Source organism: Bartonella sp. AP58NXGY, assembly GCF_042195785.1.
Taxonomy (GTDB): domain Bacteria; phylum Pseudomonadota; class Alphaproteobacteria; order Rhizobiales; family Rhizobiaceae; genus Bartonella.
Map to the genome: position 1 here is coordinate 203,863 of NZ_JBHIOY010000001.1, position 14,008 is coordinate 217,870.

Genomic DNA, 14,008 nt, shown 5'->3' on the forward strand with positions numbered 1-14,008 from the left:
TATTTTAATGAAATCTTTTTCTCTCTGTATTTTATATTAATACGGAGTTTAAAAGTGCTCTTTTTCTTTTTTTTATACATGTTTTAATTGACGTTAGCTTTTTTGTACTTTTACGAAACATTTAAGAGCTTTATAATATAATTTTTATACCTCATAACCATGATACAAAACATGCCTGCACAATGCTTTCAATCCTCCCACACTAATCAGTATCCGCAGGAAAAGTTGCCTCTTATTTTAGAAACAGCCATAAGTGAAAATTATGCCCTTATTGATTCTGGTCATGGACAAAAATTAGAACGTTATGGAGCTTACCGCATTATTCGACCAGAAGGTCAAGCGCTATGGAAACCCGCTTTATCACAGAAACAATGGGCAGATGTGGATGCTATTTTCACGGGAAACCGTGATGAAGAAGGGGTTGGTCGTTGGCATTTTCCTAAAAAGCCACTTAATGAGACATGGCCACTTTCTTGGAATGGACTGTCTTTTCTAGGCCGTTTTACTTCTTTTCGTCACGTGGGGGTTTTTCCTGAACAAGATGCCCATTGGCGCTCTATAGAAGAACAAATTTTTAAAGCCGCACGTCCTATAAAATTGTTGAATCTTTTTGGCTATACAGGTGTTGCCTCTTTGATTGGAGCACGAGCGGGTGCGAACGTTACCCATGTTGATGCTTCTAAAAAAGCCATTGCGTGGGCAAAAGCTAATCAGGAAAGAGCAGGATTACCAGATCATTCTATTCGCTGGATTTGTGATGATGCTGTGAAATTTGTCGAGCGTGAACTGCGTCGTAAGAAAAGCTATGATATGATTCTCCTTGATCCCCCTGCTTATGGGCGTGGACCCCATGGTGAAGTTTGGCAACTGTTTGATCATTTACCAGATATGATCACAAATTGTCGTAAACTTCTCTCTGATAAACCGCTTTCTGTTGTGCTTACAGCTTATTCTATTCGTGCTTCCTTCTTTGCACTTCATGCTTTAATGCGTGATGCATTTGTAAATCTTGGTGGTACGGTCGAATCAGGAGAACTTATTTTGCGTGAAGAAGTTGCAGGACGTGCTCTTTCTACTTCCCTTTTTAGCCGTTGGATTGCTTGAATATGTTTAGACCTAAAACTGGCAAAGTGAAAGAAATTACTTCTCTTAGCAACCCTATTATAAAAGATCTTAAAGCGCTCAGCCAAAAGAAAAATCGTAATAAAGAGGGTCTTTTCATGGCAGAGGGATTGAAATTGGTCATTGATGCTCTCGATCTCGGCTGGACAATACAGACGCTTATTTTTTCTAAAAGCAAAATCGGTAATGCTGCTATCGAAAATATTGCTGCACGCGTTGTAGCCAATGGTGGTTTTGTGATTAAAGCTTCACAAAAGGTTATGGAATCACTTACCCGACGCGATAATCCACAAACAGTTATTGGTATTTTTAAACAAAAATGGCAACCTCTTGAAATGATAACTGAACAGACTAAAGATGTTTATATCGCGCTTGATCGTGTGCGTGATCCTGGAAATCTTGGTACCATTATCCGAACTGCCGATGCCGTAGGTGCTAAAGGTGTTATTTTAATTGGCGAAACAACAGATCCTTTCTCGCCTGAAACAGTTCGTGCAACTATGGGATCAATTTTCTCTATACCGCTTTATCGTTTTGATGAAAGCGCCTTTTTAAACTGGTCTGCTCACTTTAAAGGCATGATCGTTGGCACGCATCTTAAAGGATCTCTGGATTATCGGACACTTGATTTCAAAAATGGTCCTGTTATCCTTTTAATGGGAAATGAAAAACAGGGATTATCAGATCGTCTTACAAGGCGGTGTAATAAACTCGCGCGTATTCCACAAAGTGGACGTGCTGATTCGCTTAATCTAGCAGTAGCAACAGCTGTTATGCTTTATGAAATCCGTCGCCCTTATTTAATACTGGAACCATGTGAGGAAAAACATGATTCGTAAATCACTCCCTTTTCTTCTCTTGGGCTTGGCTTTTACAGTAGTACTTGATCAAGCTGTCAAATACTGGGTTATGCACAATATGCCTTTAGGAACAGAAATTTCGCTTATTCCTTTTCTTTCCCTTTATCATGTGCGCAATTCTGGCATTGCATTTTCATTTTTTTCTTCCTTTTCTCACTGGGGAATCATCGCCATCACGATCATTGTGATTATCTTTCTTCTATGGTTATGGAAAAATACTGAATATAATAAATCTTTTATGCGCTTTGGTCTTATCCTTATTATTGGGGGAGCAATCGGCAATCTCATTGATCGTATTCGCTTTCATCATGTCACTGATTATATACTTTTTCATATTGATGATATCTTTCATTTTGCTATTTTCAACCTTGCAGATAGTTTTATCACTCTTGGTGTTATTGCCATCCTTATTGAAGAATTGCGTACTTGGATGAAGGCAAAACGTCATTCCAACCACACATCTTCTCATTGATATGTTCAGCGCCTTAAAAACCAGAGATTCTTGATCATCATAAGCCTGATTACAAATTGATTTCTCTTGATCAATTCTTCTTGCTAATAATTTCATGTGTTTCTTTTCATGGAATTATAAGACCTTACTTTCACTTGATCTTTATATACTTGATCCGTGTAAAAGGAATGAACTCAAATAGAAACCAATAATTTTTTACTCATATGTCCTATATCCCATTCTGAGAGGAAATATTTTACAGCATTTAAATTCTGTTCATTTGCTTAAAACAATTGCTTTTCATATGTTTTTTAGTTTTTACAGGCGTCATTTTTACAGTGTTTTTCTTAAGCGCTTCGTGTAAAAACACCCCTCTTTTATTTATATTGCTTAATAAGCAATATCCTTTAACTATTTTCAATGTTTTATTGATAATACAACATATTGATATATAATAATAGTTTACCATTTTGTATATTGAATGAGAACCCTAAATTTCTTTTATTTCGAACTTTCGCATGTTGAATTAATTAAAACCATGTCTTTTACACACCAATCTTGCTTGTGTGGAGCAAGCAAATAAATAACCTTGATTGATTTAATATAAGAAAATTTGTCATCAGAGAATCTTACGATATTCGGAGAAGAATTTAGCATACAAAACGATAATTTATTATTTATATCAATTTTTATATAAAAAGGTTCAATTCAATAGGTCTTCTAACCGTATAGAGCAGATGCAATGATGTAATATTGTAAGTTGAAAAACAGTGCGACGACACTTGCCTCTCTCTTCATCAAAGCAAAGATAGTTGATACCTTATAGAGAATTGTATTACACAATTTCTATGAACAGTAAAAAAATTTTAAGTATAGTCTTTTTATCTTGCAAAAATATGGCAAAAAATGGAAATATTATTTCATCAAAATAAACTATTTCCTTACCAATTTGTAAGGTTCCTTCTTCAGATAAATCTCTTGTAATTTTTAAATAAATCTCCATAATAAGAGCAGATATGCTGGAATTCCGCCAGTGATTCTTAGGGTTTTTGTGTTAGCCAATTTAAGGCTTATACGAAGTGTGTATCTGTAATGACAGAGATACTTTTAAACCCCAATATCTGACGGAACATATGCTAAAGGATTTTATATTATGGCTAATTTTAAAAATTTACGTTCGGCGCCTGCTTCTCATGCCGATGCATCAATTGATCTGGGATTGCGCGACTATATGTTGGGTGTCTACAATACAATGGCCATTGGTTTGCTTATTACAGCTGCTGCCGCTTATGCAATTGTATCATTAGCAACGACAACAGATATGAGTCAAGCAGCAGCTCAAATCAATAGCAGTGTTTATTTAACATCTTTTGGAGTAACATTTTATACATCACCATTCTCTTATATTGTTATGTTTGCACCACTCATAGCGGTCTTATTCCTCAGTTTTAAAATTAATACACTGAGCACAAATACTGCTCGTAGCCTCTTTTTTGGTTATGCTGCTCTGGTTGGTCTTTCACTATCTTCAATCGTTTTGCGTTATACGACAGAAAGTATTGTACAAACCTTTGTTATTTCCGCTGCAACTTTTGGAGCTCTTTCACTTTATGGATACACAACAAAGCGTGATCTTACAGCAATCGGTTCATTCTTATTTATGGGATTGATTGGTTTGTTACTTTCTATGATTGTGAACATTTTTCTTGGATCAAGTGCTTTGCAATTTGCTATCTCCGTTATTGGTGTTTTTATCTTTGCTGGTTTAACAGCTTACGATACTCAAAACATTAAGTTGATGTATTACGAAGGAGATGAAGGTGACACAAGAGGACGTAAAGTTATTATGGGTGCATTGAATCTTTATCTTGATTTCATCAATATGTTTGTCTTCTTGCTACAATTTCTTGGTTCAAACCGTGATTGATTTTAAAAGATCATCGCTTAACGAAAGAACCTTGTTTCCAAAAGAAACAAGGTTCTTTTGTTTTTAGTGTAAGTTTTTACCCTTTGCCTCTTAGAGATTATATTCTTTTCGCAAAATGACAAAAATACCTTACAAGCAAAAGTTTCCTTGGTTTACCGGTTTTATCCAACAAAAGCTCCATAATTCCCTTTTAAAGGCAATCTATAGCCGCTCTCATCATCAACCAAACATCATCAAGCCAAATGATAATTATGATCTAACCGTTGCTTCCTATAATGTGCATAAATGTGTAGGTATTGATAAAATTTTTAATCCTACACGTATTGTACGTGTTATTAATGAATTACAAGTTGATATCCTTGCTCTTCAAGAAGCAGATAAACGTTTTGGAGAGCGCGTTGGTTTGATTAATCTTCAGTTATTAAAAGCTGAAACTGGCTTGATTCCTGTGCCTCTCAATACCATGTCACCTCATGGTCATGGTTGGCATGGGAACGCTCTTTTTTTGCGAAAGGGATATGTACATGAAACTTTACAAGTCACTCTTCCTGGTATTGAACCACGTGGGGCTGTAATTGTAGAATTGGAAATGCAAGCAGGCCCTATTCGTATTATTGCGGCTCATTTTGGCTTATTACGTTATTCTCGTAAACAACAAACAAAAATGCTCCTTGCAATTTTGCAAAAACGCTCCCTTATGCCTACACTCCTCATTGGAGATTTTAATGAATGGCGGATAGGAAAAGGCTCATCTTTGAACCATTTTTCTCCCTATTTTGATAACACGCTTGAAGTTGTGCCAAGCTTTCCTTCGCGTTTTCCTCTTTTAGCCCTTGATCGCGTTTTTGCTTTTCCCCACCAATTGGTAACAAATATTGAAAATCATCATTCACCACTTGCACGTATTGCCTCAGATCATTTGCCTATAAAAGCCTACCTTAATCTTGCCAACGCCATGAACGTTCTTGAACATAAAATAAATAAAAAAAGTTAATGTGCCTCATCCCAATTTTGAGCTGTCATGACTTTTACTTCAAGGGGTACAGATAAAGATAAAACCGGCATTGTAGCATTTTCCATAACATTTTTAACAACGTCCATGGTTTTTTTACTCTCTTCTTTTGGTACTTCAAAAATCAGTTCATCATGTACTTGCAGCAACATTTTTGCTGACAGATTTTCTCCTTTTAAAACATCTTCCATCTGTATCATAGCGCGGCGAATAATATCTGCAGCAGAGCCTTGAATCGGGGCATTAATCGCTGCCCGTTCATTAAGGGAACGAATTTTTACATTCTTTGCTTTTATTTCTGGATAATGGATACGACGTCCAAAAATTGTTTCTACATAACCATTTTCACGTGCAAAGTTTTTTGTCTTTTCCATATAATCTTTAATTCCTGGAAACCTTTCAAAATACAATTGAATATAACGACCCGCTTCTTGGCGTGAAATTCCTAATTGATTGGCTAAGCCAAAAGCTGAAATACCATAAATGATACCAAAATTAATCGCTTTTGCACGCCGTCGTATATCTGAATGCATTCCCTCTATCGCAACGCCAAACATTTGTGACGCCGTTATAGCGTGAATATCGTGTCCTTTAGCAAAAGCTTCTTTTAACGCTTTTATATCCGCAATATGTGCAAGAATGCGCAATTCAATCTGACTATAATCAGCAGAAAGCAACACGTGCCCTTTGGGAGCAATAAAAGCTGTTCGAATTTTACGTCCTTCAACAGTTCGTACTGGAATATTTTGCAAATTTGGCTCTGATGATGATAATCGCCCTGTTGATGTTATTGCCAAAGAATAATTCGTATGAACACGCCCTGTTTTTGGTAAAATATAAGAAGGCAAAGCATCGGCATAGGTAGATTTTAGCTTTGCAAGTTGACGCCACTCAATAATTTTACGCGGTAATAGATGACCTTCAGCAGACAACTCTTCTAAGGTCTGTGCAGAAGTTGACCATTGTCCGCCCTTGGTTTTAGCGCCTCCAGGTAATCCCATTTTGCCAAAAAGGATATCCCCCAATTGCTTGGGTGAAGCAAGATTAAACTTTTCACCAGCTTGTTTGTAAATTTCCTCTTCTAGAATCAAAGTAGCTTGCGCCAATTCTCCTGAAAGGCGCAATAAAATCTGCCTATCAACAAGAATCCCACGTTCTTCCATTCTTGCAAGAACTTCTATGAGTGGTCGATCAAGGCGATCATAAATTTTTGCCATTTTCTGAGCAACAAGTTGCGGTTTCAAAACTTGCCAAAGGCGTAGCGTTATATCGGCATCTTCCGCCGCATAAAGGGTAGCTTGTTTTAAATCTACTTGTGCAAAAGAAGTAATTTTTTTTCCTTTATGCGTTAAATCCTTATAGGCAATTGGTTTATGTCCAAGCCAACGTTCAGACAAATCATCCATATTATGGGTTAAAATTCCAGCATCAAAAGCATATGACAAAAGCATAGTGTCATCAAAAGAACGTATAACAATGTCGTATTGCTTCATCACCAACCAATCATATTTTATATTCTGACCAATTTTTAACACCGCTGAATCTTCTAATAGCGGTTTTAAAAGTGCTAAAGCTTTTTGGGTCTCAATCTGCGAGGCAATACGCCCATCCCTTAAAAGGTCCTCTTTTTCCTCAAAATGTTCAAGTGGTATATAGGCTGCTTTTCCTGGTTGTAATGCGAGTGAAAAACCAACAAGCTTTGCTTGCATCGGATCAAGAGATGTAGTTTCAGTATCAAAAGCAAAAAAGCCCTGTTCTTGCGCTTGCCATAACCATTCTTTTAAAGTTTCCTCCTCAAGAATCGTTATGTAAGTATCTCTTGTAATTTTTTGAGACAGTGCTTGATCTTTACGTTTTTGTGCAAAAACTTGTGGAGAATTTTCAGAAAAATTATGAAAAGATACGCGCTCAGTATTCTTGATTTCAGAATCATGTCCATAGCTCGTTTTTTCCCATTCAACATCTATATCAAGTGCATCAATAACAGCTGCATCGCATGACGTTGCCTCTGCCACGCGACGCGTTAATGTTGAAAATTCCATTGCTTTCAAAAAAGCAATTAAACGTGGACCATCTTGCGGCTCCAAAACAAAATCATCTAAATCATTATCCATAGGAACATCTGTTTTAAGCCTAACAAGTTCACGAGACATTTTAACTTGTTCTCTATAAGCTTGAATGTTTTCACGCCGTTTTGTTTGTTTAATTTCTGTTACGCGTTGCAATAAAAGATCAAGAGAACCAAATTCGTTTAACAACTGGGCTGCAGTTTTGGGACCAATGCCTGGAATACCCGGTATATTATCCGTTGAATCTCCAATCAAAGCTTGTAAATCAATCATTTTTTCAGGTGCAACACCCCATTTTTCTATAACTTCTGAAATACCTATATGCTTGTCTTTCATTCCATCATACAAGGACACATGCGTATTTACGAGTTGCATAAGATCCTTATCAGAAGAGATAATGGTTGTCTTTGCCCCAACCTTCGTTGCCAGTTTTGCATAAGTAGCAATTAAATCATCCGCTTCAAAACCTTCCTTTTCAATACAAGGCAAATTAAAAGCTTTTGTTGCTTGGCGTATCAGAGAAAATTGAGGAATTAGATCTTCAGGAGGTTCAGCGCGATTCGCTTTATATTGAGGATAAATTTGTTTCCGAAAAGTATCAGATGAATAATCAAAAATAACAGCAAAATGTGTTGGAACAATACCCATAGCAGTATTACGAGCTTCACAAAGTAATTTCCATAACATATTACAAAAACCAGCTACCGCTCCTATTGGTAGTCCATCCTTTTTACGTTTTAAAGGCGGCAAAGCATAGTAAGCACGAAAAATGTAGCCTGATCCGTCAACCAACAAAAGATGATCTGTTGCTTTCATGACAATTTTATTTCTCCATTTCAGCTAAAAAACAAATTACCTGTATATATTTTTTTCATTTTTATTTTATTTTTTTATTTTGCCTCTAAAAAGCCATTTTTTCTTTCCATAAGACATGAAGTCGTTGCACTTTATATTAAGTACCTAGAGCTTTTCTTTGCTGTTACAGGATTAATAGCTTTCATTTTGCTCCTCCTATGATAGCTGAGGTACAATGTAGCGACAAGGTCGTTGTGGTGTTCCCCTCCCCACAACGACCGTTTTTTTGGTATCCATAATTTTATATTTTTTAACCTTAAATAGCTTGTTTAGAGAAAAAATAAGAATATTATTCATAAACTTTGAAGTTATTCCACAGAGCTTTTTCACCCATTTTATTGATAAAATCAGCATGCAAGCTTTTTTCTTGCGCACTCAATCTTGAAGGTAAAGCCTGTGGGCGAAATTTAACTGCATAAGGCATATCTTTGTCACTTCGAGTATGTTCATCAACACTCTTTCTGTTATCAAAACCCAATATGCCCTGCTTTCCACCAATCAATTCAATATAAACATCGGCCAAAATCTCTGCATCAAGTAAAGCACCATGAAGAACACGATGGCTGTTATCAATTCCAAAGCGTTTGCATAAAATATCAAGAGAATTAGGGCCCATAGGGAATTTACGCCGTGCCATAGCCAATGTATCAAGAATATTATCAACACTGATGAGCGGCTTATTGACGCGTTTTAATTCTGCATTAATAAAACCAATATCAAAACTCGCATTATGCGCAATCATTGTCGCGCCATTAATAAATTCCAAAAATTCATCAACAATATCACTAAAACTTTTCTCGTTTTTTAGGCGTTCATTGGTTAATCCGTGAATTGCTACAACTTCATCAGGAATAATAACGCCTTCAGGGTTTAAATAAACATGAAATTGGCGCCCTGTAAGATAACGATCAACCATTTCTACACAACCAATTTCGATTATGCGATCTTTCTCTTTATCTAAACCTGTTGTTTCTGTATCAAAAATAATTTCACGCATGATTTTAATTCTTTAGCAATTTTTTTATCACATCAAAAACCTGTTGACGGGTATTTTCTAAATCTTTCCCTGTATCAATAATAAAATCAGCACGTTCTCGTTTTTTTTCATCTGGCATTTGTTGGGCATTGATAAAGGCAAATTTTTTCTCATTCATACCTTGGCGAATCATTACACGTTCTTTTTGTATTTCTGGTGGAGCAGAAACAACAATAACGCTATCTACACGATTTTCACCATTTGTTTCAAACAGAAGTGGAATATCAAGAATAACTAATTTTTCCCCTTGTTTGCGCGCTGTATCAATAAATTCTCTTTCTTTTTCTTGCACCAAAGGATGAATTATTTTTTCTAATGTTTGTAATTTTTCCTTATCATCAATCAAAATTTCAGAAAGTTTCAAACGATTAACTTCATCGTTTTCAACAACTCCAGGAAAAATACGCTCTATGAGTGGCAAAACTGGCTCACTTTTATAGAGTTGTTGTACCGCCTCATCAGCACTAAAAATAGAAATACCCGCTTGTCTGAAAAAATCAGCAACTGTTGATTTTCCCATAGCTATTGATCCGGTTAATCCTATAATTTTCATTCTTTTTCTTCACTCATATCCTCTAAAATGGCTGTCCTTAACGCTTTTGTTACCTGTGGTTTTATTCCAAACCACCGTTCAAATCCTATAACAGCCTGATGTAGAAGCATCCCAAGCCCATCAACCGTTTTGAGATCACAAGCCTTTGCCTGTTGTAAAAAAGGAGTTATCAATGGTGTATAAACAATATCTGTTACTAATGCCGTTGTTTTTGCTTTATGAAAATCACAAAAAAAAGAATCTCTTTTTTCTTCTGGATTTTTTATGCCTATAGAGGTTGTATTAACAATCAAATCAGCTTGATGAAGTATTTCATGGATTTTATGCCAATCGTAAACTTTAATGATTTTTCCAAAATGCTGAGCTAAATTATCAGCGCGTTGTTTTGTACGGTTAATCAAATAAATCTGTTCAAATCCGCGTTTTTTTAAAGCATATAGGATAGCGCGTGCGGCACCACCTGCTCCAAAAACAAGAGCTGTTTCCCCTTCCCAATCAGATGCAAAATCATCAAGATTAGCGCTAAAACCATAGGCATCGCTATTCGTGGCACAAAGCTTATCTCCTTCATACCAAAGTGTATTAGCAGCACCAATCATTGTTGCTCTCTCATCTTTATAATCTGCTAAACGAAAGGCTTCTTGTTTATGAGGCAAAGTAACATTTCCTCCACAAAAGCCCATTTTTTGTAAAGAAACAATAAAATGACTAAATTCTTCGGATGTTACTTCCTGTGCAAGATATTCTCCTTGTAAACCATATTGTTTAAGCCAAAAATTGTGAATTTTTGGCGATTTTGAATGATGAATTGGAGAACCAACAACAAAAGCACGCGGATAATTTGTTTTTTTTATTGTTAAGTCAACCATCAATAATTCCTAAGTGGCGCAGTTTTATGAGTAAAGGCAGTAAAGGTAAACCAACAATGGTAAAAAAATCTCCTTCAATTTTTTCAAAGAGATGAATCCCTTCTCCTTCAATTTGATATACTCCCACGCTGTTTAAAACATCTTTTCCTATGCGTGCTAAATAATGTTCAATAAATTCTGACGAGAGCAAACGGACGGACATATGTGCACTAAAAGCTTCAACCCAAATTTTTTGACCATTTTTAAATAAAGCTACCGCACTATGAAGAGAATGGGTTTTTCCTGATAACTCACATAAACGTTGATGTGCTTCCTTAATATTTCTTGCTTTATGAAAAACTTTACCTTCCAAATCAAGAACTTGATCACAACCAATAACGAAAGCATCAGGAAAACGATCTGAAACATTTTTTGCTTTTGCACTTGCAAGAAAACAGCTAAGTTCTTTGGGTGTTTTTTCTTTTGTTGTTTTTTCCACTTCTCTCTCATCAAAAGAAGCACCTTCAATTAAAAAATTTAAACCTGCCTTTTTCAACAACTGTGCACGATAAAAACTAAGAGATGCTAATATTAACGTATCTGCGTCCATGAGGATTTTCTCTCATTTTCCTTCACGAAACCGTGATAAAAGTTCAAATATTGCAGCAGCAGTTTCTTCAATAGAGCGCCTTGTGACATCAATAATAGGCCAACCAAAACGTTCGCAAATGCGTTTTGCATGGATTAATTCTTCAGCTATGTTGATACGATTAGTATAATTATCAAGAGCAAAACCTTCTCCTAAATCTCTATTTTGACGAATATGTGAGATTCTTTCAGCTGAAGCAATTAAACCAATAATTAAAGAATTTTTTACCTCTAAAAGAGATTCTGGCAAATCAATTCCTGGAATAAGAGGAACATTAGCCGTTTTGATTCCGCGATTTGCTAAATAGATGCTTGTTGGCGTTTTAGAGGTTCTTGAAATTCCTACAAGGATTACATCCGCTTCAGATAAGCTACTGGAAGACTGTCCATCATCATGCTCTATTGTAAAATCCAGTGCCTCAATACGACGAAAATAATCTGCATTAAGATCATGTTGTGCACTAACACGTAAATGAGTTGGCATTCCAAGGTAAGACTGAAAAGCATTTAAAACAGGATACAATATATCAATACAGGGAACTTCTATTTTTTTGCATTTTTTTTGAAGGAGTAGTTTAAGTTCTTCATCAATCATTGTGTAAAGAACAATACCTGGCTCTTGTTGTATTTCATCAAGAACTTTTTGCAACTGTATTTTATTACGAATCATAGGATAGATATGCTCTGTTGCCTGACACATTGCATATTGGGATGCTACAGCTCTTCCAACAGAAATTAATGTCTCCCCCGTTGCATCAGAAAGCATGTGTAAATGAAAGGATTTTTTTTCTTTTGTCACAAAAATTTTAACTCCTTGTTAAGATATGTGTATATACCCTCACTGTTTTTTATAAAACTAAAATTTAGAAAAAATTCTCCATTATTATGCACAAATCAAATGCTTGTGATAATCAAACACCTATTATAAAAAAAAGAGGGGATAATATCTTTAAGATAGTGTTATTTATATTCTTTTTTTCTTCTATTTTGTGGATAAAATTGAGGATAAATACAGTATAAATAATAATTCACATTAACCACAGTCTTTAATAATAAGAATCCTCTTTTAAATATAAATTTATTAATAAAAAATTCTTTTGAATAGCATTTCATTAGTGATATAGATTTTATTCATATTTTTCTTACGAAATAATTAAATACTGTTCGGATTTTATGTTTTTTAAAATTTTTATACAATTACTTGATATTACACAAATAAATTTCATATAAATGGTACTTGCAGATTAAAAAAATTGAGTGTAAAATAATTTTTTCTTAAAGAATATTTCATTCATAAAATCTCCATAAATTGTTCAGGGTAATCCTCTTCTTAATTAAAAGAGCATATTTCATGCAAAAAATGAAACTACAAGAACTTAAAAGCAAAAAACCAGTTGAACTTGTTTCTTTTGCTGAAACTTTAGAAGTTGAAAATGCTTCCCTTATGCGTAAACAAGAATTAATGTTTGCAATCTTGAAAAAACTAGCCCTACAAGATGTAGAAATTATAGGAGAAGGTGTTGTTGAAGTTTTACAAGATGGATTTGGATTCTTGCGCTCTGCTGATGCTAATTATCTTCCTGGGCCTGATGATATCTATCTTTCACCTGCACAAATTCAGTCGTTTTCTTTAAAAACAGGTGATACTATTGAAGGGCTTATACGCAGTCCAAAAGAAGGGGAACGTTATTTTGCTCTCCTTAAAATTAATACAATTAATTTTGAAAAACCTGAAAAGATCCGTTATAAAATTCACTTTGATAATCTTACTCCCCTTTATTCAAATGAACGTTTCCAAATGGAAATACAAGATCCTACAGAGAAAGATATGTCATCACGTGTGATTGATTTGATATCTCCATTGGGAAAAGGACAGAGGGGACTAATTGTCGCGCCACCACGGACGGGAAAGACAGTTTTACTTCAAAATATTGCTCATTCTATTACCACTAATCATCCTGAATGTTATCTCATTGTTCTTTTAATCGATGAAAGACCAGAAGAGGTTACTGATATGCAGCGTTCAGTAAAAGGAGAGGTGGTTTCTTCTACTTTTGATGAACCTGCAATACGTCATGTGCAAGTGGCTGAAATGGTCATTGAAAAAGCCAAACGTCTCGTTGAATATGGGCGTGATGTTGTTATTCTTCTCGACTCTATTACACGTCTTGGGCGTGCATATAATACGGTTGTTCCTTCTTCAGGTAAAGTTTTGACAGGGGGTGTGGATGCAAATGCTCTACAGCGTCCAAAACGTTTCTTTGGTGCAGCACGTAATATTGAGGAAGGCGGATCTTTGACTATTATTGCAACGGCTTTGATTGATACAGGTAGCCGTATGGATGAGGTTATTTTTGAAGAATTTAAAGGAACAGGTAATTCGGAAATTGTTCTTGATCGTAAAGTTGCTGATAAGCGAATTTTCCCTGCTATGGATATTTTAAAGTCAGGAACGCGTAAGGAAGAGCTTCTGGTCGCACGACAAGATTTACATAAAATTTTTGTTCTTCGTCGTATTTTAGCACCTATGAATGTAACAGATGCAATTGAGTTTTTGATTGATAAGTTAAAGCAAACAAAAAACAATAGCGAATTTTTTGATTCAATGAATACATAGAGTCATTAAG

The 14,008-nt window shown here is 35.4% G+C and carries 12 protein-coding genes; 6 read left to right on the top strand and 6 right to left on the bottom strand.

Features of this window, described 5'->3' with window-relative positions; all coding sequences use genetic code 11:
• Positions 1–171: 171 nt before the first annotated feature.
• From ACFINC_RS00705 to ACFINC_RS00725, 5 genes are all read left to right on the top strand, one after another.
• Positions 172–1,104, top strand: a complete 933-nt coding sequence (locus ACFINC_RS00705; protein WP_375615659.1) for a class I SAM-dependent methyltransferase — start codon at positions 172–174, stop codon at positions 1,102–1,104.
• A 2-nt stretch (positions 1,105–1,106) separates the two neighbouring features.
• Entirely contained in the window at positions 1,107–1,961 is an 855-nt protein-coding gene (locus ACFINC_RS00710; RefSeq protein ID WP_375615660.1) for a TrmH family RNA methyltransferase, read from the top strand.
• On the top strand, positions 1,951–2,454 hold the full coding sequence (lspA, locus tag ACFINC_RS00715) for a signal peptidase II (protein WP_375615661.1): 504 nt from the start codon (positions 1,951–1,953) through the stop codon (positions 2,452–2,454). The genes ACFINC_RS00710 and lspA overlap by 11 nt, the downstream gene beginning before the upstream one ends.
• 1,132 nt (positions 2,455–3,586) lie before the next feature.
• The gene (locus tag ACFINC_RS00720) at positions 3,587–4,360 is read left to right on the top strand and encodes a Bax inhibitor-1/YccA family protein (protein ID WP_375615662.1); all 774 of its coding nucleotides are present in this window, start codon (positions 3,587–3,589) and stop codon (positions 4,358–4,360) included.
• Between the two features lie 115 nt (positions 4,361–4,475).
• Positions 4,476–5,354 (top strand): endonuclease/exonuclease/phosphatase family protein, encoded by an 879-nt coding sequence (locus ACFINC_RS00725; RefSeq protein WP_375615663.1) that lies wholly within the window; start codon positions 4,476–4,478, stop codon positions 5,352–5,354.
• On the opposite strand, the gene polA is transcribed toward ACFINC_RS00725, so the two are convergent.
• The 6 genes from polA to ACFINC_RS00755 all read right to left on the bottom strand — a co-directional run bounded on the left by polA (position 5,351) and on the right by ACFINC_RS00755 (position 12,180).
• Positions 5,351–8,257 (bottom strand): DNA polymerase I, encoded by a 2,907-nt coding sequence (gene polA, locus ACFINC_RS00730; RefSeq protein ID WP_375615664.1) that lies wholly within the window; start codon positions 8,255–8,257, stop codon positions 5,351–5,353. The two genes, ACFINC_RS00725 and polA, sit on opposite strands and share 4 nt — an antisense overlap.
• Before the next feature lie 328 nt (positions 8,258–8,585).
• Entirely contained in the window at positions 8,586–9,293 is a 708-nt protein-coding gene (gene dnaQ, locus ACFINC_RS00735) for a DNA polymerase III subunit epsilon (protein WP_375615665.1), read from the bottom strand.
• 4 nt (positions 9,294–9,297) lie between these two features.
• Positions 9,298–9,885: a dephospho-CoA kinase gene (coaE, locus tag ACFINC_RS00740; RefSeq protein ID WP_375615666.1), complete on the bottom strand. Its 588-nt coding sequence runs from the start codon at positions 9,883–9,885 to the stop codon at positions 9,298–9,300.
• Complete coding sequence (locus tag ACFINC_RS00745; protein WP_375615667.1) at positions 9,882–10,754, bottom strand: shikimate dehydrogenase; 873 nt, start codon at positions 10,752–10,754, stop codon at positions 9,882–9,884. The genes coaE and ACFINC_RS00745 overlap by 4 nt, the downstream gene beginning before the upstream one ends.
• Entirely contained in the window at positions 10,747–11,343 is a 597-nt protein-coding gene (locus tag ACFINC_RS00750; RefSeq protein WP_375615668.1) for a Maf family nucleotide pyrophosphatase, read from the bottom strand. Before ACFINC_RS00750 ends, ACFINC_RS00745 begins: the two co-directional genes overlap by 8 nt.
• Before the next feature lie 12 nt (positions 11,344–11,355).
• Positions 11,356–12,180, bottom strand: coding sequence for a pyruvate, water dikinase regulatory protein (locus ACFINC_RS00755; RefSeq protein ID WP_375615669.1), 825 nt, complete (start codon positions 12,178–12,180; stop codon positions 11,356–11,358).
• Between the two features lie 552 nt (positions 12,181–12,732).
• Here ACFINC_RS00755 and rho point away from each other — a divergent pair.
• The gene (gene rho, locus ACFINC_RS00760; protein ID WP_375615670.1) at positions 12,733–13,998 is read left to right on the top strand and encodes a transcription termination factor Rho; all 1,266 of its coding nucleotides are present in this window, start codon (positions 12,733–12,735) and stop codon (positions 13,996–13,998) included.
• The last annotated feature ends 10 nt before the right edge of the window (positions 13,999–14,008 follow it).

Excerpts from the sequence above, each read along its gene's own strand:
- ACFINC_RS00705 (WP_375615659.1), top strand. The coding sequence starts at position 172 with ATGCCTGCACAATGCTTTCAATCCTCCCACACTAATCAGTATCCGCAG.
- ACFINC_RS00710 (WP_375615660.1), top strand. The coding sequence starts at position 1,107 with ATGTTTAGACCTAAAACTGGCAAAGTGAAAGAAATTACTTCTCTTAGC.
- lspA (WP_375615661.1), top strand. The coding sequence starts at position 1,951 with ATGATTCGTAAATCACTCCCTTTTCTTCTCTTGGGCTTGGCTTTTACA.
- ACFINC_RS00720 (WP_375615662.1), top strand. The coding sequence starts at position 3,587 with ATGGCTAATTTTAAAAATTTACGTTCGGCGCCTGCTTCTCATGCCGAT.
- ACFINC_RS00725 (WP_375615663.1), top strand. The coding sequence starts at position 4,476 with ATGACAAAAATACCTTACAAGCAAAAGTTTCCTTGGTTTACCGGTTTT.
- polA (WP_375615664.1), bottom strand. The coding sequence starts at position 8,257 with ATGAAAGCAACAGATCATCTTTTGTTGGTTGACGGATCAGGCTACATT.
- dnaQ (WP_375615665.1), bottom strand. The coding sequence starts at position 9,293 with ATGCGTGAAATTATTTTTGATACAGAAACAACAGGTTTAGATAAAGAG.
- coaE (WP_375615666.1), bottom strand. The coding sequence starts at position 9,885 with ATGAAAATTATAGGATTAACCGGATCAATAGCTATGGGAAAATCAACA.
- ACFINC_RS00745 (WP_375615667.1), bottom strand. The coding sequence starts at position 10,754 with ATGGTTGACTTAACAATAAAAAAAACAAATTATCCGCGTGCTTTTGTT.
- ACFINC_RS00750 (WP_375615668.1), bottom strand. The coding sequence starts at position 11,343 with ATGGACGCAGATACGTTAATATTAGCATCTCTTAGTTTTTATCGTGCA.
- rho (WP_375615670.1), top strand. The coding sequence starts at position 12,733 with ATGCAAAAAATGAAACTACAAGAACTTAAAAGCAAAAAACCAGTTGAA.